The 18,287-nt window shown below is 58.9% G+C and carries 14 protein-coding genes and 2 pseudogenes; 9 read left to right on the top strand and 7 right to left on the bottom strand.

The genetic code is table 11. The features are described 5' to 3' along the window. The first annotated feature begins 39 nt into the window (after positions 1–39). Entirely contained in the window at positions 40–609 is a 570-nt protein-coding gene (phaP, locus tag AB4O41_RS01955; RefSeq protein ID WP_460145964.1) for a TIGR01841 family phasin, read from the top strand. A 1-nt stretch (position 610) separates the two neighbouring features. Here the strand turns inward: phaP and phaR are convergent, their stop codons facing one another. The 6 genes from phaR to AB4O41_RS01925 form a co-directional block, all read right to left on the bottom strand. After that, entirely contained in the window at positions 611–1,156 is a 546-nt protein-coding gene (gene phaR, locus AB4O41_RS01950) for a polyhydroxyalkanoate synthesis repressor PhaR (RefSeq protein ID WP_460145963.1), read from the bottom strand. 182 nt (positions 1,157–1,338) lie between these two features. Beyond that, positions 1,339–2,607 (bottom strand): OprD family porin, encoded by a 1,269-nt coding sequence (locus tag AB4O41_RS01945; protein WP_460145962.1) that lies wholly within the window; start codon positions 2,605–2,607, stop codon positions 1,339–1,341. A 127-nt stretch (positions 2,608–2,734) separates the two neighbouring features. Next, positions 2,735–4,507 (bottom strand): acyl-CoA dehydrogenase C-terminal domain-containing protein, encoded by a 1,773-nt coding sequence (locus AB4O41_RS01940; RefSeq protein ID WP_460145961.1) that lies wholly within the window; start codon positions 4,505–4,507, stop codon positions 2,735–2,737. Between the two features lie 64 nt (positions 4,508–4,571). Beyond that, a complete protein-coding gene (locus tag AB4O41_RS01935; protein ID WP_460145960.1) occupies positions 4,572–6,242 on the bottom strand; it encodes a cation acetate symporter in 1,671 nt (556 codons plus the stop codon). Beyond that, positions 6,242–6,568 (bottom strand): DUF485 domain-containing protein, encoded by a 327-nt coding sequence (locus AB4O41_RS01930; protein WP_048393398.1) that lies wholly within the window; start codon positions 6,566–6,568, stop codon positions 6,242–6,244. The genes AB4O41_RS01935 and AB4O41_RS01930 overlap by 1 nt, the downstream gene beginning before the upstream one ends. A gap of 122 nt (positions 6,569–6,690) precedes the next feature. After that, complete coding sequence (locus AB4O41_RS01925; protein ID WP_460145959.1) at positions 6,691–8,313, bottom strand: acyl-CoA synthetase; 1,623 nt, start codon at positions 8,311–8,313, stop codon at positions 6,691–6,693. A gap of 230 nt (positions 8,314–8,543) precedes the next feature. On the opposite strand from AB4O41_RS01925, the gene AB4O41_RS01920 reads away from it, so the two are divergent. The 3 genes from AB4O41_RS01920 (at position 8,544) to AB4O41_RS01910 (ending at position 12,837) form a co-directional block, all read left to right on the top strand. Continuing rightward, on the top strand, positions 8,544–10,817 hold the full coding sequence (locus AB4O41_RS01920) for a PAS domain-containing sensor histidine kinase (protein WP_460145958.1): 2,274 nt from the start codon (positions 8,544–8,546) through the stop codon (positions 10,815–10,817). 4 nt (positions 10,818–10,821) lie between these two features. Next, complete coding sequence (locus AB4O41_RS01915) at positions 10,822–11,457, top strand: response regulator transcription factor (protein WP_460145957.1); 636 nt, start codon at positions 10,822–10,824, stop codon at positions 11,455–11,457. Between the two features lie 195 nt (positions 11,458–11,652). Next, entirely contained in the window at positions 11,653–12,837 is a 1,185-nt protein-coding gene (locus tag AB4O41_RS01910; protein WP_460148251.1) for a patatin-like phospholipase family protein, read from the top strand. Positions 12,838–12,846: 9 nt separating this feature from the next. Here the strand turns inward: AB4O41_RS01910 and AB4O41_RS01905 are convergent, their stop codons facing one another. Further along, the gene (locus AB4O41_RS01905) at positions 12,847–13,500 is read right to left on the bottom strand and encodes an MliC family protein (RefSeq protein ID WP_460145956.1); all 654 of its coding nucleotides are present in this window, start codon (positions 13,498–13,500) and stop codon (positions 12,847–12,849) included. Positions 13,501–13,742: 242 nt separating this feature from the next. On the opposite strand from AB4O41_RS01905, the gene AB4O41_RS01900 reads away from it, so the two are divergent. From AB4O41_RS01900 to AB4O41_RS01880, 5 genes and pseudogenes are all read left to right on the top strand, one after another. Then, positions 13,743–14,195, top strand: coding sequence for a hypothetical protein (locus AB4O41_RS01900; protein ID WP_460145955.1), 453 nt, complete (start codon positions 13,743–13,745; stop codon positions 14,193–14,195). A 24-nt stretch (positions 14,196–14,219) separates the two neighbouring features. Beyond that, positions 14,220–14,285 (top strand): annotated as a pseudogene (locus AB4O41_RS01895) (hypothetical protein); the annotation flags it as partial. A gap of 28 nt (positions 14,286–14,313) precedes the next feature. Further along, entirely contained in the window at positions 14,314–15,765 is a 1,452-nt protein-coding gene (locus AB4O41_RS01890; RefSeq protein WP_460145954.1) for a DUF3300 domain-containing protein, read from the top strand. A 26-nt stretch (positions 15,766–15,791) separates the two neighbouring features. Next, a complete protein-coding gene (locus tag AB4O41_RS01885) occupies positions 15,792–16,679 on the top strand; it encodes a DUF2950 domain-containing protein (protein ID WP_460148250.1) in 888 nt (295 codons plus the stop codon). Positions 16,680–16,942: 263 nt separating this feature from the next. Continuing rightward, positions 16,943–18,212 (top strand): annotated as a pseudogene (locus AB4O41_RS01880) (cystathionine gamma-synthase family protein). The last annotated feature ends 75 nt before the right edge of the window (positions 18,213–18,287 follow it).

Genomic DNA, 18,287 nt, shown 5'->3' with positions numbered 1-18,287 from the left:
CAGGCTCATCAGGGCCTTCCAGCACAAGGAGATTCAAGCATGTCTTTTTTCAATTCGGAAAAACTGCAAACCGCTCAGCAAGCCAACCTCGACCTTTTGCAGCAAATCAGCGGCAAAGTCTTCGCCAGCGTTGAACAGCTCAGCCAGTTGCAGTTCAAGGCACTGCGCGACTCCACCGAGGAGCAGTTCGAAGGTGTTCGCAAGCTGCTGGCCGTCCGTGATCCACAAGGTTTCGCCGAGCTGCAGGCTTCTTTCACCCAGCCGAGCGCGCAAACCGAACGCCTGGCCGAATTCAATCGTCAGGTTCAAGCACTGATCGTGGGTACTCAGTCGGACATCGCCAAATTGACCTCGAGTCAGGTCGAAGCGGGCACCCAGCAGATGCAAGAGTTCGTTGAAACGATCAGCAAGAATGCACCGGCCGGCTCCGAGCCTGTTGTGGCCGCGTTCAAGTCGGGCCTGGCGAATGCCGGTACTGTGTTCGAAAGCGCACAGAAAGCCGTAAAACAGGCTGCCGATGTGGCTCAGAGTGGTTTCGAGGCAGCGACTGCTGCGGGCACTAAAGCTGCTCCAGAAGCAAGCACCAAGGCTACCAGCGGTAATAAGTAAGTCACACTGGATCAGCGGCACCGATGGCGATGGGTTTATTCCCCATCGCCATTTTTTTCTTTCCGTTATCGGCACCGGGCTTGCCGCCAAACATGCCGAACAGGTTTTGGGTGTTCAGGTACAGCGCCTTGGACTGGTCGACATATTGCCGCATCAGGTCCTGCATCACCGGCGCTTGCTGGTGCATGAAGGTGCTCCAGGCTTCGGAGGATTGCGCACCGGTCTGGGACTGGATGTCGATTACGGTCTGGATGCTTTTGTCCAGGTAACTGGCGAGTACGCCCTGATAAGGGCCGTAGAATTGGATAATCCCCATCAGCATATCGCTGGTGAAGATCGGCTCACCGCCGCTTTCGGCTTCCAGAATCACTTGCAGCAAGATGCTGCGCGTCAGATCCTCGCCGCTCTTGGCATCGACCACCTGGAAGGCAATTTTGTCGACCACCAACTGGCGTATGTCCGCCAGCGTCAAATGACTGCTGGTGTGGGTGTCATACAGTCGGCGATTGGGGTACTTCTTGATCAGGCGGGGGGTGGTATCAGTCATGCGGGGCGTCTCGCGCGGGCCTGGTTTGCAGGCATCTTAACCTACTCTGGCCCACTGCCGAGGATGATCGTTCCCACGCTCTGCGTGGGAATGCAGCCCGGGACGCTCCGCTTCCCAAGAGCGGACGCAGAGCGTCCATTGATGCATTCCTTTGCTGCGCGTGGGAACGATCATTGCGGGTCTTACCAGATCGGCAAGGTGTAGCTGACGATCAGGCGGTTTTCATCCAGGTCGCTGCCAAAGTTGGTCGAGCGAACTGTCGCGTTACGCCATTTCACCCCGACATTCTTTAATGGCCCGCTCTGCACGACATAGCCGATGTCAGTATCGCGCTCCCATTCCTTGCCTTGCGGGCGGGTGCCGCCCAGATCGATATTGTCGCCGGTGAGGTAACGGGTCATGAAGGTCAGTCCCGGAACGCCAATTGCCGCAAAGTTGTAGTCGTAACGCGCCTGCCAGGATTTTTCGTCCTTGCTGGCGAAGTCGCCGATCTGCACGAAGTTCACCAGAAACGCATCGGTGCCGTTGACGTAGGCGTAGCCGGTGTCGCCGCTCATGCCTTGATAACCCAGGCCCAACGCATGCCCGCCGAGGCTGTAGGTGAACATCGCGCCGATGGCATTGTTATCGACATTACTGCCACCATCGTCCGTGGAGCGAGCGAAGCGCAGATCCGTCTTCAGCGACTGGCCGGTTGTGACCGGCAACACGTAGGTCAGGTTGACCAGGTGCTGGCTGTAGAATTTGTCGAGATGACCATAGCTGTAGCCCGTGGCGAGGTTGCTGGTCCATTTGAAGTTCAGGCTGGCGAAATCGAAGCTGTCGCTATCGAGATGACGTGTGGTGATGCCCTTGGCGCCGGTGCGGGTGATACCCATGTCCTCGTAGTCCGAGGAGTCGCGCTGATTGACTTGCGTCAGTCGCCCGGCATCCACCGTCAGGCCTTCGATTTCCAGCGACGTCAGCTGACCGCCCTCGAAGGTTTGTGGCAACAGCCGTGAATCGTTGGCCAGTACCGTCGGCAGTTTCGGCAGCAGCGTGCCGAGTTTCAGTGTGCTTTTTGATGCACGCACTTTGGCGGTCAGGCCCAGTTCGCCGTACTCGTCCTGAGCCCCTTTGCTCGTGTCGCGGTGGCGTTTGAGCAGGCCGGAGCCTGCGCGATCAGGGCTGGAATCGAGCTTGACGCCGACCAGTCCGATGGCATCGAAACCGACACCGATCAACCCTTCGGTGAATCCCGATTCATAGCGCAGCAGGAAACCCTGTGCCCATTCCTCTTGCTTGGATTGGGGAGCGTTGGTCTGACGATAGTCGCGGTTGAAGTAAAAGTTGCGTAGTTCCAGGCTGGCCTTGCTGTCTTTGACAAAGTCGGCAGCGGCGGGGGCCGAGAGGCTGATGATGCCGCCGGCCAGCAATAGCCGGGTAGCGTGGATGCGGGTGTTGCGGTCCATGGTGAAGCCCCTTTGTTTTTATTATGGAAAGACAGGTCCCGCGGCCCTCGCCAAGTGGGCGAGGGCTTATCAATAAAAAACGCGAACGCCAAAAAGAGAGGAGCGTGGCGCCGCGTGGGTTCAATCGTTAGAACTGTTCGGCGCTCAGGCCAAACAAGGAGGCACTGCCCGCGCGGATGGATTGCTCCAGGCTCAAAATGCGCGGCAGCAAGCGGTGGATGTAGAAGTCGGCGGTGGCGATCTTAGCGCCATAAAACCCTGCATCTTCGGGCAGCTTCTGCTTGGCAACCTGCGCCATGCGTGCCCAAAGCCAGGCATAAGCGACGTAACCGAACAGGTGCAAATACTCCACCGAAGCAGCGCCGACTTCGTTGCGATTGGTGGTCGCCTGGTCCTGCAGCCAGTCGCTCAGGTCTTCCAGACGCTGCACGGCATCGAACAGTTGAGCGGAGTAGGGCGCGTCGGGCTGATGGGCGAAATGGCGGATCTCGCCGGTGAACTGGCGCAGCGCGGAGCCCTTATCGGCGAGCACTTTGCGTCCAAGCAAGTCCAGGGCCTGAATGCCGTTGGTGCCTTCGTAGATTTGCGCGATGCGCACGTCGCGGACCAATTGTTCCTGGCCCCATTCGCGGATGTAGCCATGGCCGCCGAACACTTGCTGGCCGTTGATGCAGCTTTCCAGGCCGGTATCGGTGAAGAACGCCTTGGCCACCGGCGTGAGCAGCGCGACCAGGGTTTGCGCGCTGTCGCGTTCCTTGGCGTCATCGGAAAACTTCGCCAGGTCCAGTTGCTGTCCGACATAACTGGCGAACGCGCGGCCGCCCTCGGTCATGGCTTTCATGCTCAGCAGCATGCGGCGCACATCAGGGTGGACGATGATCGGGTCGGCCACTTTGTCCGGAGCAATAGCACCGGTCGGCGCCCGACTCTGAACACGTTCACGCGCATAGGCGACGGCGCTCTGATAGGACGCTTCGGCGCAGCCAATGCCCTGAATGCCGATGGACAAGCGCTCGTAGTTCATCATGGTGAACATCGCTGCCAGGCCTTTGTTGGCTTCGCCGACCAGCCAGCCGCTGGCGCCGTCGAAGTTCATCACGCAGGTGGCCGAGGCCTTGATGCCCATCTTGTGTTCGATCGAACCGCAACTCACAGCGTTGGCATCGCCGAGGGAACCGTCGGCATTGACCAGCACTTTGGGGACGACAAACAGCGAGATACCTTTGGGCCCCGCAGGTGCGTCCGGAAGTTTGGCCAGCACCAGATGCACAATGTTTTCGGTCAGGTCCTGGTCACCACCGGTGATGAAGATCTTGCTGCCGGTGATGCTGAAGCTGCCGTCGGCCCGGGGTTCGGCGCGGGTGCGGATAATCCCCAGATCGGTGCCTGCGTGGGCTTCGGTCAGGCACATGGAACCGGCCCAGCGGCCTTCGTACATCGGCGGCAGGTAGAGGTTTTTCAGGGTGTCACTGGCGTGGGCATCCAGCGCCAGGCAGGCACCGGAACTCAACGCCGAATACAGCGCGAAGCTGGAATTGGCGCCGTAGAGCATTTCTTCGAACTGCACGGCGAGCATCTTCGGCATGCCCATGCCGCCGAAATCGGCGTTGCCGGAAAGACCGACCCAGCCACCTTCGATGTAGGTGGCATAAGCCTGTTTGAAACCGATCGGCGTGCTGACTTGGCCGTCGGCCCACTGGGCGCCTTCCTCGTCGCCACTGCGATTTAATGGCGCAATCAGGTGCGAGGTGACTTTGGCCGCCTCCTCAAGAATGGCGTCAGCGGTGGCGGCGTCGACACTGTCGGCCAGGGCGGGCAAGCGTGCCCACAAGGCCGGGGCATCGAACACTTCATGCAATACAAAGCGCATATCGCGCAGCGGGGCGTTGAATTCGGGCATAACGTGAACCTCAAAAGGGTGTGCGATGGACACGGCGCCGCTTGGGAGGGCCGTGCCCTTTCAATCAATGGCTGGAAGCGCTGGCGGCACCGAGGCCGGTCTGGGCGCGGACAAACTGGTCGGCGTAAGCGTCACGCTCCTTGTCGGCCCGCACACTGCGGTCGAGTTTTGACACCACGACGATCACCAAGAACGCCAGTGGCATGGAGAACAGCGCCGGGTGGTCGTACGGGAAGATCGCCTGTGCATGGCCGAGCACGGTGACCCAGACCGCTGGCGAGAGGATCACCAGAACCAGCGCGCAGATCAGCCCGGCGAAACCGCCGATGATTGCGCCTTTGGTGGTCAAGCCTTTCCAGTACATGGCCATGATCAACACCGGGAAATTGGTCGACGCTGCGATACCGAAGGTCAGGCCCACCAGGAACGCGACGTTCATCTTCTCGAACAGAATGCCCAGCAGAATCGCGATGATGCCAAGGCCTACGGTGGCCATGCGGGTCACGCGCATTTCCTGTTTCTCGCTGGCTTTACCCTTCTTGAACACCGTGGCGTAGAGGTCATGGGAAATCGCCGAAGCACCAGCCAGGGCCAGCCCGGAGACCACCGCAAGGATGGTGGCGAAGGCCACGGCCGAGAGGAAACCAAAGAACAGATTGCCACCGACCGCTTTGGCCAAGTGCATGGCGACCATGTTGCCGCCACCAATCAAGGTGCCGCCGACTTCGCCATTGACGTAGTACTGCGGGTCGGTGCCGATGATCACCATCGCGGTGAAGCCCAGGGTGCATACCACCAGGAAGAAGAAGCCGATGAAACCGGTAGCGTAGAACACCGATTTGCGCGCTTCCTTGGCGTTAGGCACGGTGAAGAAACGCATCAGAATGTGCGGCAGGCCGGCAATCCCGAACACCAGACCCAGCGACATCGAAGCGGTGTTGATCGGGTCGGCGAGCATTGAGCCGGGGCCCATGATGTTCCAGCCACTGGCGTGCGCCTGGACGGCTTTGCTCGCCAGGGTTTCGTAGCTGAAGCCGAACTGCGACATGGCCATGAATGCCAAAGTCGTGCCGCCGGCAAGCAGCAGCACGGCCTTGATGATTTGCACCCAGGTGGTGGCGATCATGCCGCCGAAAATCACATACACCAACATCAGCGCGCCGACGATCACCACGGCTACCGGGTAGTCGAGGCCAAACAGCAACTTGATCAACTGACCAGCACCGACCATCTGCACGATCAGGTAGCAACACACCACCGTCAGCGAACCGAAGGCGGCGAAGATCCGCACTTTGTTCTGGTCCAGGCGATAGGAAACGATGTCGGCAAAGGTGTAGCGCCCCAGGTTGCGCAAGCGCTCAGCCATCAGGAAGGTGATGATCGGCCAGCCAACGAAGAAGCCGATGGTATAGATGAAGCCATCGTAGCCCTTGGCGAACACCAGGCTGGACAGCCCAAGCAGCGTAGCGGCGGACATGTAGTCACCGGCAATTGCCAGACCATTCTGAAACCCGGTGATACCACCGCCAGCGGTGTAGAAATCAGACGTGGATCTGGTTTGCCGTGCGGCCCACCAAGTGATGGCCAATGTGCCCAGTACGAAGACGAAGAACATGCCGATCGCATGCAGGTTGAGCGGCTGTTTTTCCACCGCACCCAACGTGGGTGCAGCCATCACAACGGAGGCCGGCAATAGCCCGGCGGCGGCGAGGAGAAGTTTACGCAGCAGAGTCATCACTTGCTCTCCTCGAGAATGGCGGCGCCCAGTGCGTCGAAACGTGTGTTGGCGCTGTAGACGTACCAACCGGTCAGCAACCAGGAAAAAATGATGATCGCCGCGCCAACCGGCATGCCCAGGGTCAACATCCGATGCTCGGCGATCGGCGCGTGCAGCCACTGCGGGGCAAATGCCACCACCAGCATGAACGCGTAGTAGGTGCCGAGTACGGCAGCACTCAGCGACCAGGCCAGGCGCGAACGGCTGCTCACCAATTGAAGAAATTTGGGGTTGGACCGAATGCGTTCACAGCGTTGGGTGTCGGTTGAATGAATGTCGATCATGGGTGGCTCCACATTGTTTTTGTTATCAGCGTGTAGGTCAGGGGCAGGGCCAAATTCAGCCTGCACGAGCCCGAAGCGGCAGGTAAAGCACCTGCCGCCGGGTGGGTGCAACGTCGATTCGGTTAGAGCGCTTTGGCCCTGTCGCGCAGAACGTACTTCTGGATCTTGCCGGTTGAAGTCTTCGGCAGCAGGGTGAAAATCACGGTGCGCGGGACTTTGAAACCGGCCAGGTGTTCGCGGCAGAAACTGATGATGTCGGCCTCGCGAACGTCCTGGTGATCAGCCTTCAATGTGACAAAGGCGCAGGGCGTTTCGCCCCATTTCTCGTCGGGACGGGCGACGACGGCCGCTTCCATGACGGCTGGATGGCGATAGAGCACACCTTCCAGTTCGATGGTGGAAATGTTCTCACCACCGGAAATGATGATGTCCTTGAGTCGGTCCTTGATCTCGACATAACCGTTGGGATGACACACCGCCAGGTCGCCGGTGTGGAACCAGCCGCCGTCGAACGCTTCGGCTGTGGCGGTCGGGTTCTTCAGGTAGCCCTTCATCACGGTGTTACCGCGCATGAAGATCTCACCGATGGTCTGACCGTCTCGCGGGGTCGGCTCCAGCGTCTTCGAATCGCCAACCATCACACCTTCGAGCGTCGGGTAGCGCACGCCCTGACGGGATTTGATTTGCGCTCTTTCGTCGAGCGGCAACTCATCCCATTCGGCATGCCAGGCGCAGAGCGTCACCGGGCCATAGGTTTCGGTCAGGCCATAGACGTGGGTGACCTTGATGCCCATTTGTTCCACGGCACCAATCACTTTGGCCGGCGGTGCGGCGCCGGCGACCATCGCGTTGACTGGATGATCGATAGCAGCTTTAGCCGATTCCGGCATGTTGACCAAGGCATTGAGCACGATCGGGGCAGCGCACAGATGGGTAACCTGATGCTCGCGGATCAGTGTGAGGATTTTCTGTGGATCGACGCGGCGCAAAAACACATGCACACCGGCCATGGCGGTGACGATCCACGGGTAGCACCAACCGTTGCAATGGAACATCGGCAGGGTCCAGAGGTACACCGGATGGTTACCCATGGCCCAGGTCATCTGGTTGCCCAATGAGTTCAGGTAAGCACCGCGATGGTGGTAAACCACGCCTTTGGGGTTGCCGGTGGTGCCGGAGGTGTAATTCAGCGAGATGGCTTGCCATTCATCATCGGGCCACTGCCAGGCAAAGGCCGGGTCGCCTTCGGCCAACAGCGCTTCATAGTCCAGATCGCTGACAGCCTGGCCTTCACCGTACTCCAGATCATTAACGTCGATGACCAATGGCGGGTGATCCAGCATGCCGATCGCCGCGTGAATCACATCATGGAACTCACGGTCGGTAATCAGCACCTTGGCTTCGCCATGCTGCAGCATGAAGGCAATGGCTTCGGCATCCAGACGCACGTTGAGCGGGTTGAGCACCGCGCCAATCATCGGCACGCCGAAGTGCACTTCGAGCATCTCGGGAATGTTCGGCAGCATCACCGCCACGGTGTCGTTCTTGCCGATGCCGCGACCGGCCAGCGCCGAGGCCAGACGGCGGCAGCGGGTATAGGTCTGCGCCCAGGTGCGGCGGATCGAGCCATGGATGACGGCGGGATAGTGTGGGTAAACGCTGGCGGTGCGCTCGATGAAGCTGAGCGGAGACAAGGCAATATGGTTGACAGCCGCAGGGCTTAGCCCTTGTTCATAGATCGACATGTACGGGTACTCGGTGGCTGATTGTTAGCTCTATAGGTGACCTTGCAGCGTAGCCGCTGAGGTCGCCTTTTATGTCCGGCCTGTTTTATATAACATTCAGCTACCCATATGGAAGTACAACCTACGTAATATAGGATATGTACTATATTTGATTCTTGCCGGACTAAATGAATAAAGTGACACCGCAAACGCCGGTATATCCTTGGCCTCCCCAACGAAGCGGACCTGTGATGACCCTGACTCCCGTTCGATTGCACAGCTGGTTGCGCCTGCAGCGCGAGGGCGTGTCTCTGGCCGCTCGGGCCGATGCGTTGTGCCGTGCGCTGCAGGATTGCCCCGAGGTGCGCCGGGCGGTTTATTTGAGTTGGCAACCCAATGCGCGGATTTACAGCCACGAGGGCGCCGCCCAGCATTTTCCTCCGGGACTGGGCGACCCTTCGCTGGCCAGCGATCAGCGGCTGTTTGATCGGCTGGCCGAAGCGGGGCGGCTGGATCTGGCTCAAGTGCGTCAACTCGATTGTTGGCTGGCCGGCCGACTGCGCCGGGCCGCTATCAGCCATGGCCAGGTGTTTGATCTGGCGTTGCAACCGGGGCAGGCGGGGTTGTTGCTGGTGGAAGTGTGTGAGGGCGTGAGTCTTGATTGGCTGGGTTGGGTGCAGGACTTGCTGACGACGTTGCTGAGCAGCATCAACGGCATGCTGCGCGGCTCACCGCTGTTGGGGCACGACCCGCAACCGAGTCTGTTGCTCGATGCGCAGGGCAAGCCGCAGGAGTTCAACGCGGCGCTGCTGGCGTTGCTGGCCGAAAAGCCGCTGACCGATGTGCTGGGTTTTTTACCGGTCAATCACCGGGTGCTGGTACGCGCCTGCCTGGACCAGCAACGCGCCATCGAAGGGGTCGAAGCCCAATTCGAAGCGCAGATCCTGATCTGGACGTTTATTCCCGATCCGCAGGACAACCGTGTGCTCGCCCGGTGTCGCGATGCCACGGCACAAGTGCTGGCCGAGCGTGAAGCGGCCACGGCACGGCGGCTGTACCGGCTGATCATTGAAAACACCACCGACCTGATTTCCCGACACACACCCGACGGGCGCTTTCTCGATGCCTCGCCGGCGTCCTGGACATTGCTCGGTTACTGGCCGGAGGAGTTGCGCGGGCAAATGGCCCAAGGCTTGTTCCATGGTCAGGACCTGGCCAGCCTGGTACAGCGCGCGCGGGACGCCCTGGAGCAGGACGGTTACCACACGATGACGTATCGGATTCGCCATCGGGATGGGCATTACCTATGGTTTGAAACCGCCAGCCGGGCGATTCGTGAGACCTATACCGGGGCGGTGGTGGAAGTGGTCAGCGTGTCCCGGGACATTACCGCCCGGGTGCACGCCGAGGAGAACAAGCGACGCCTGGCGGAAGTCGTCGAGGCCAACACCGATCCTGTGTTGTTCATCGACCCCGAGGGGCACGTCACTTACCTCAACCCAGCGGCGCGGCGCATCCTGGGGATCGACGAGCAACAACCGATGCCAGCCCTGGCAACGTTGTTCGCCAGCGGCGATCTGGCACGTCTGCAGCGTGATGGCTGGAATAGTGCCGAGCGCGACGGCGTCTGGAGCACCGATGCGCGATTGCAGCCACCGGGAGGCGGCACTTCAGTGCCGGTATCGCTGGTGCTGCTGGCGCACCGTTCGGCCGGCGGCGAGCGCTACTACTCGTTGGTGGCGCGGGACATGACCGAGCGTGAACTACGTGAAGTGCAACAGCGCCGCCATCAGGACGAACTGGCGCACACCGCGCGGTTGGTCACTCTGGGAGAATTGGCCTCGGGCATCGCTCACGAAATCAACCAGCCATTGGCGGCGGTCGTCAATTACGCCAATGCCAGCCAGCGCTATTTACAAACGCTGGATTCCAACCCCCAGGCCGCCGCCAAAGTGGCGCAAGGGCTGGAGCGCATTACCCATCATGCCACTCATGCTTCAGAAGTGATCAGACGTTTGCGGGCGTTTCTGCGCAAGGGGCAACGCCGCATGCAGGCCTTGAATTTCACCGAGGTCGCCCGCGAGGCCGTGCGTTTATGTGCCTGGGAGGCGAGCAATTGCCAAGTGACAATCGAGGATCGCCTACCGGATAATCTGCCGCCGATTTATGCCGACCGAGTGCTGCTGGAGCAGGTCCTGCTCAATCTCTTGCGAAATGCCATCGATGCCAACCGCGAACAACATCCGGGGCAACCCTCGCTGATCGTGATGGCTGCGGGGCAGGGCGGTGGTGCAACCGTGGAAATCAGCGTGCAAGACCAGGGGCCAGGCGTCAGCGAACCCGAACTGGAGCAGATATTTACCCCGTTCTATACCAGCAAGGCCGATGGCCTGGGGCTTGGCTTGTCCATGAGCCGCAGCATCATCGAAGGTTTTGGTGGTGAATTACAGGCCCGACGCCAACCTGTCGGGCTGCTGATGTGCTGCCGTTTGCCGCTGGCCGGCCCAACAAAACAACAGGAATAACGTAATGGCAGGTGTGACGGAGCACGTGGTGTATGTGGTCGACGATGACCAAGGCATGCTCGATTCGACAGTCTGGTTGTTGGAGTCGGTAGGGCTCAAAGCCTTGCCGTTTACCAGTGGCGTGGAGTTTCTCAATGCCTGTGATTCGAGTCTTGATGCCTGCGTGCTGCTTGATGTTCGCATGCCCGGCATGGGCGGTTTGAACGTGCAGGAAGAAATGCGCGCACGTGAGCTGAACCTGCCGATCATTTTCGTCAGCGGGCACGCGGATGTGCCGATCGTGGTTCGCGCCTTCAAGGCGGGCGCCCATGACTTCATCGAGAAGCCCTACAACGAGCAATTGCTGCTGGACAGCGTGCAACAAGCGCTCAGCAACTGCGCGGCAAGCCGCTCGGGCAATCAGGGGCACGAAGCCTTGCAGGCGCGCTTGCTGACACTGACCCCACGGGAGCGCGATGTCTTGCTGCCGCTGGTCCAGGGTTACACCACCCGCGAGATCGCCGAGCAACTGGGCGTCAGTGCGAAAACCGTCGACCTGTATCGTTCGCGGGTGATGAAACGCATGCAGGCCAATACCTTGCCGGACCTGGTGGGCATGGCCATCGCCGCTGAACTGGTCGATCCGCTGAAGCTGCGGTGATTGCTGGCGTTTTCCAATGAGCGTCTATGGGGGAAGGATCAGCTGCAAGACAGACCGGACGTCCCACCAACGTTATGACTGCCTGAGCTTGCGCTAGCATGAAAGATGTTCAGGTCACTCGCCGTTGAGACTGGTCATGGGTGTGTCGAGTGTGCGTGACGGGCTCTACCCATTGCAGGGGCCGGAGGAGGCGTGTTGAAACCATTCCAGCTCAGACCCAGCGCCTCAACCCTGAACATGTTGCGTCAAGCGTGCCTGCAACGCCGTGATGCGGTGCCGCCAACGTTAACCGAAAAAGCGCTGATCCCGGGCATTCCAGATGCTCGCTACTGGCTGGACCAGGACCTGACGCCGTTCATTCGGGATGTGAGCCAGGCCAACCTTCGAGAGGCTGAGGCGCTCGCCAGCGCAGGGCTACCGAACGACACCCTGCCGCGGGCAAATTTGCTGGCCGTTTCGGGCGGCGGCGACGCCGGCACATTCGCTGGGGGCATCATTGCGGGATGGACCCGGCATGGGACTCGACCTGTGTTCAAAGTCGTCACCGGCATTAGCGCTGGCGCCCTGGTCGCCCCGTTTGCCTACCTGGGGCCCCAGTACGACGATGTCATTGTGCGTATCTGCAATGCAGTCGGTCCAAAAGACATTTTCCATGCGCGCAATATGCTGACCCGTCTTACCAGCGATGGTATGGCGCACAGCAAGCCACTGTCACGGCTCATTGCACAGCACATCACCGCCGAGATTCTTGCGGCGATCGCGGCGGAATACGCCAAAGGACGGCTCCTGATGATCGGTACGACCGACCTTGATTCAGGGCGCCCGGTCACTTGGAACATGGGCGCTATAGCCTCCAGCCAGGCACCGGGAGCGCTCGAGCTATTTCGCAACATTATGGTCGCGTCGATGAGTATTCCCGGTGCCGTCTCACCCGTCATGATTGATGTGGACGTCAACGGCCACCCGTTTCAGGAAATGCACGTGGACGGAGGTGTCCTTACGCAGGTGTTCCTTTACCCACCCGGCACCGTAATGGCGCTGAACCAAGTGCCCGGGGCGCGTTTGCGGCGTGAACGGCATTTCTATGTCATTCGCAACGGCAAGCTGGAACTGCAATGGTCCGGAACCAAGCGCCGAACCTTGAACATCGGTGGTCGAGCCATCAGCGCATTGATCCAGAATCAGGGGATCAGCGATCTGGATCGGATTTATCGAATTGCCCAGCAGGATGGGGCGGACTTCAATCTGGCGTACATCGGCGCCGACTTCCACGTTTCTCGCCTCCATAAATTCGATGGCGAGTACATGAAGCGCTTGTTCAAATACGCCTTTGACCTCAGTGCCAAAGGCTATCCGTGGCATAAATCGCCGAGTACGTGAGGGACGGTCTCAGCCGATCGGCTCGGCTGTACAACTCATTTCCCCAGAGCCTGGCTTCTGGAAAAGCACCATGTTGCCGTCTTGCCAGAAGCTGTAGCTCCCCTGGTAATCCTTGCCGGTGTATTGGGTTCCCGAATCACTCGGCACCTGGTTCAGGGTGATCGAGGCGTTCGCCCATTTCAGGTACACGACACCCGGCTGCGTGTTAAAGAAAGTGGCGGCAATCAACGCGTTTAACCCTGTACACCGAAAAGCCAGGGGACCGTCGGTGAGTCTGTCCGGATCTTTGGTTCTCGCAATTGCCGAGCCTTGGCGTAGCTGATGCGCGCGCTCGGCATAACTTCGGATCGCGCATGCCTTGGCCTCAGACGTGGAGGCACACTGATTGCGGGCCTCGATCCAGAACTGCTGGTCGATCAAGACTTTGTCTGGACGCGGCACTGAATGATCATCCGTGAGCGCCAGGCGATAAAGACGCGTCAGTTCGATATCCATCTGCATCAGCTGTGGGTCGCGGCAAATAAGCTTCTCGACGGATGCCTTTGCCGTGGCGCAGTCGAAGCTGGTCTGGAAGATTGGCGAAGCATTGGCACAGGTGCCCGTCGCCGCGCAAACGCTGGCAGTGAGAAGACGGGTGAGCGTTTTCATGTTGGGCTGATTCATTACCTGATACCCGGATTGCTGTGGGATCTATCGATCCGTTGAACAGTCATTTGTTCGCATTGGGTGTATCGCAGTGTAAGTCAGTGCTTAAAATTTGCCGCACCAGTTCGAGTTCGAGTTCGAGGGAGTAGCAGTACAAAAGGAATTAGAGGTTGCATCATAAGAACTTTGTTCCAGGGTTAGTCGCCAGACGCTGAGCTAGACTCAAAGATCCAAAGCACACTGATAGCAGTGGAGGCTTTATGAAGAAATCCATCCCCCCCTGTCTGGCTACGATTGTCTCGGTATTCTGCCTTTGCGCTTCAGCCGAGACCGTAACGCCGCTCAAAGGGCAGTCCTCCGAAATGATTCAGCAGGACATCAGCTCATGCCAGGCTCAAGCCGGCAATGCAGCAAGCAGCACAACGCCTCAATCGGGTGGACGTGCCCGTGGTGCCGCTTCTGGCGCAGTAGCAGGTGCGGCGGTTGCCGGAGCGCGTGGTCGTCAGCATGACGAGGTTTATGACAAGGTAGACGACGACGTTAAACAGGAATATCGACAGAACAAGGCCAAGGATGCTGCTGTGGCAGGTGCGGTTGTAGGTGGATCCCGGCAACGTCAGGATCGTCGTCAGGATCGCCGGGCAGAACCGGCGGCTACTGCTTCCGCCTACAACAGTTGCATGCAGCAACGGGGCTACCAGATAACCCCTTGAACCTGAACAACCAAGGGTAATTGCATGAAGATCTGTATCGTCTTTGACGGGCGCGACGGTGCAGGGAAGGGCGGAACGATCAAGGCGCTCAAGCCTGCCTGACCACATAGGGGGTGCAATGCGCATTCCATTGTTTTACGCGGTGTCAGCTGTATTGTTTTTGAGCGGACCTTACTGCCTGGCGCAGCCATTGGATGCGACCGCAAATGCTGCCGATACAGCGCCCGTCACGGCGGCGGCCAAAGATGCCGTATTTACCCAGGAACAGCTGGATCAAATGCTGGCTCCCATTGCGCTTTACCCGGACCCACTGCTGGCACAGGTGCTGATGGCCACCACGTACCCCGGGGAAATCGCCGAGGCGGTAACCTGGTCTAAAGCACACCCTGAAGCCAAGGGCGATGATGCGGTCAAACAAGTGGCAAGCCAGCCCTGGGATCCGAGCGTGCAAGCGCTGGTCGCTTTCCCGCAGGTGCTGGTAACGCTGGGACAGGATCCCGTCTGGGTACAACGCCTGGGTGATGCCTTCCTGGCGCAGCCCGACGATGTCATGGGGGGCGTGCAACGCTTGCGTCATCAGGCGCAAGCAGCGGGTAACCTGCAGAGCAACCAATATCAGAACGTGACGGTTCAGGCTGTCACGTCACCGGCACCGGCACCGGCACCGGCCAGCAGCACTTCCACCATCATCATTCAGCCCTCCGATCCGCAGGTGGTGTACGTACCCAGTTATAACCCGACAACAACCTACGGCACCTGGCCCTATCCAGCGTCGCCTCCCGTTTACTATCCACCGCCGCCAGCCTATTACCCCGGTTCTGCATTGATGGCCGGGTTGGCGTTTGGTACCGGTGTGGCGATCATCGGCTCGTTGTGGGGTGAATGTGACTGGGGCAATAACGACATCGACATTGACGTCGATCGCTACAACAACATCAATCGCAACAACCAGATCACCAATAACCAGAACAAATGGCAGCACAACGCCGCTCATCGCGATGGCGTTCCCTATCGAGACACCAAGAGCCGCGAACAGTATGGCCGACAACTGGGCGGCGCCAATCAGCGTGAGACTTATCGAGGGGACGATGCTCAGCGCGCCCAGGCTCGCGAAAAAGCCCGCGGCTCAATGGACAAGCACGGTATCGAACGACCTGCCACCAGCAACCGTGAAGCCCGTGATCGAGCGCGCGCAGCCGAGTCCGCAAGCTCGGCCAGCAATCGGATGCAAGCAGGTACAGACAGACCGAAGTCGTCTGACAGAAGCCAGGGCACTGCCAGAAGCACTCGGGAGAGTCAGCAGCCCAGGAAACAGACCGCTCAGGTAAATCAGCGCGAACAGGGTAACGCTCAGCGCCAAGCTACGCCAAACCGGCCGTCCGCCAGTACGGGCAGTGCCCGCAATAATGCATTCGCCGGTGCGCGCTCACCATCCCAGGCTAACGCACAGGCCAGTCGTGGCCAGGCTAGCGTGGCATCCGCCCAGCGCCCCAGTGCCTCGCGTTCAGCCGGCCATCAGATCAGTCGCCCCTCCAGTCCACCCGCGCGTCAAAGAGGGGGCCGTCGTTGAAAAACCATCCTCGATTGAAGGCTCTCATGGGCATGCTCCCTCATGCCTTGGCGATAATTGCCGGCCTGGCGTGGTCGTGCATTGTTACGGCACAGCAGGCATTTCCAACGCCAGAAGAGGCCGCTCAAACGTTCGTCGAAGCACTGGGTACGGAACACGCCGATCAGGCACGCCTGACAGAACTGCTGGGTAATGAATGGCGCAGTTTCATCCCACGCGAAGGCGTGGAGCGCAAAGATGTGGATGCGTTTTTGAAGCAATACCACGAGCAACACAGCATTGAAAAAACCAGCGATCGCAAGGCGGTCCTGTCGGTCGGCCGTGACCACTGGACACTGCCTATTCCCATGATAAACGCCGCGAACGGTTGGCGCTTCGACATCGACGCCGGTAGCGCCGAAGTCCGTGCACGTCGAATTGGCCGCAACGAACTCGCCGCGTTGCAATCAGTGCTGACTTATCATGACGTCCAGATGGACTATGCGTCAGTCGATCGCGACGGTGACGGCGCACTTGCCTATGCGCAAAAAATCTTCAGCACCGCCGGCAAGCACGACGGGCTTTATTGGGCGGATGACGATAGCGGTCAGATCAGTCCGTTGGGTCCCTTGTTCGGTAGAACCATTGCCGGCGAAGACTGGCATGGTTATCACTTCCGCATCCTTGATGGCCAGGGGCCTTCTGCACCTGGCGGCGCCTATAGCTACCTCATCGGTGACAAGATGAGCCGTGGCTTTGCACTGATCGCCTGGCCGGCGAAATACGACGACACCGGGGTGATGAGTTTCATGATCAGTCATGAAGGACAGGTGTTCGAAAAAGACTTGGGCCCCGGTGGTGACAAGTTGGCGCAGTCGATGAAGCGCTTTGATCCAGATGACAGTTGGAAGGTGGTTACAGAGGGGCAAGAGTAGATCTACCTGCGTCTCCTCAACTTTTTTACGCGGACGATGCACTGTTGATTCGTTTGCTGTTTCGCAGCACTTGATCCCCCATGGGTGAGATGCGTACAGAGGTTGGTTATCTGTGCTGTCGCGGCCCTTTCATATCGTTCATCCATTAAAAAAAGAACCCCTTAGCCCCAGATAACATGATTTTTCATGCGGTCAAGCCTTCCATATAGTCATCGCAAGCCCAATCGGAACACATTTGTGTTTCATCGATGCGAGATAAATTTATGGATGACAAGCTAAAGCCCGACCAAAGCCAGGGTGCTGGCATGGGGACACGAGTGGTTTGGGGAGGGGAGCAAGTTCAGCATCCCTACAACGCTACCCAGACTCCCATCGTTGTCAGCGCCGCCTACGGTTACCATGACATCGATGAATGGTATGACGTGGCGTTGGGTAAAGAACCTGGTTTCATTTACAGCCGCATGAGCAACCCGACTGTCTCTGTCCTGGAACACAAACTCTGCGAGCTTGAAAGCGCAGAATCGGCTGTCGCTTTCAGTACCGGGATGGCTGCAATCAGTGGTGTGTTGCATACCTTCCTGTCCTGTGGTCAACGTGTGGTTTCTACCCGCGACAGCTACGGTGGCACAAACAAGATCTTTGAAGAGTTTCTCCCGCGCATGGGCGTCGAGGTCACGCTTTGCGATACCCTCGACACCGAAGCTATTGAGCATGAGATCGCTAAAGGCTGCAATGTTCTCTATCTGGAAACCCCGACGAACCCAACGCTGAAAGTCCTGGATATTCGACGTCTCGTGGCGGCGGCGAAGCGTGTTGGGGCTTTGGTCGTAGCAGACAATACGTTCGCGACGCCTTTGAATCAGAACCCCCTTGCACTCGGGGTTGATGTAGTCGTGCACAGTGCTACCAAGTTTCTATCCGGTCATGGCGATGTGCTTGGCGGTGTGGTCTGCGGCACCGAGCAGCTGATGTCTCAAGTTCGCCATTACCGCGAAATCAATGGGGCCTCGCTGGATCCTTTCTCGGCTTATCTCATCATCCGGGGTATCAAGACTCTGGCTTTGCGTTTGCGCCAGCAACAGGCGAGCGCGCAAGTGCTGGCCGAGTATCTATGCACCGAGCCACTGGTGGAGTCTGTGAACTATCCGGGACTCCCTCAACATCGAAGTCATGTCATTGCTCGCTCGCAGATGCGCGGTTTCGGCGCAATCATCAGCTTCGTGCTGGTGGGCGGGATGGACACGGTGACTCGTTTGCTACCGCTGCTTAAATATGCACATCGGGCGGGTAACTTAGGCGCGGTGGAAACCATCTACGGGCCAGCACGGACAACCAGCCACGTGGAAAACACCTTGGAGGAACGCGAAGCACTTGGAATTTCCGAGGGGCTTGGTCAGGGTCTCCGTGGGCATTGAAGAGACGGCCGATTTATTGGCTGATCTTAAACAAGCGTTCACGTTAGTTCGCAACAAACAAAATCATGCACGTCACCACGCTGATAACACCGAGCGTTTCACTGAGGTGGGAACCTGAACTCGGATAAGACTGCCGACTGCAGGGTCGGACAGTTCTTCATGAATAGTAAAAACAATAACAACTAGCGACAAT

Source organism: Pseudomonas sp. S2_A02, assembly GCF_054668495.1.
Note: the sequence above shows the minus strand (reverse complement) of the source record. Positions and strands in the feature narration are given on the sequence as shown.

Coding starts and splice junctions, on each gene's coding strand:
- AB4O41_RS01935 (WP_460145960.1), bottom strand. CDS start 6,242: ATGACTCTGCTGCGTAAACTTCTCCTCGCCGCCGCCGGGCTATTGCCG.
- AB4O41_RS01930 (WP_048393398.1), bottom strand. CDS start 6,568: ATGATCGACATTCATTCAACCGACACCCAACGCTGTGAACGCATTCGG.
- AB4O41_RS01925 (WP_460145959.1), bottom strand. CDS start 8,313: ATGTCGATCTATGAACAAGGGCTAAGCCCTGCGGCTGTCAACCATATT.
- AB4O41_RS01885 (WP_460148250.1), top strand. CDS start 15,792: ATGGGCATGCTCCCTCATGCCTTGGCGATAATTGCCGGCCTGGCGTGG.
- AB4O41_RS01915 (WP_460145957.1), top strand. CDS start 10,822: ATGGCAGGTGTGACGGAGCACGTGGTGTATGTGGTCGACGATGACCAA.
- phaP (WP_460145964.1), top strand. CDS start 40: ATGTCTTTTTTCAATTCGGAAAAACTGCAAACCGCTCAGCAAGCCAAC.
- AB4O41_RS01905 (WP_460145956.1), bottom strand. CDS start 13,500: ATGAATCAGCCCAACATGAAAACGCTCACCCGTCTTCTCACTGCCAGC.
- AB4O41_RS01940 (WP_460145961.1), bottom strand. CDS start 4,507: ATGCCCGAATTCAACGCCCCGCTGCGCGATATGCGCTTTGTATTGCAT.
- AB4O41_RS01945 (WP_460145962.1), bottom strand. CDS start 2,607: ATGGACCGCAACACCCGCATCCACGCTACCCGGCTATTGCTGGCCGGC.
- AB4O41_RS01920 (WP_460145958.1), top strand. CDS start 8,544: ATGACCCTGACTCCCGTTCGATTGCACAGCTGGTTGCGCCTGCAGCGC.
- AB4O41_RS01890 (WP_460145954.1), top strand. CDS start 14,314: ATGCGCATTCCATTGTTTTACGCGGTGTCAGCTGTATTGTTTTTGAGC.
- phaR (WP_460145963.1), bottom strand. CDS start 1,156: ATGACTGATACCACCCCCCGCCTGATCAAGAAGTACCCCAATCGCCGA.
- AB4O41_RS01900 (WP_460145955.1), top strand. CDS start 13,743: ATGAAGAAATCCATCCCCCCCTGTCTGGCTACGATTGTCTCGGTATTC.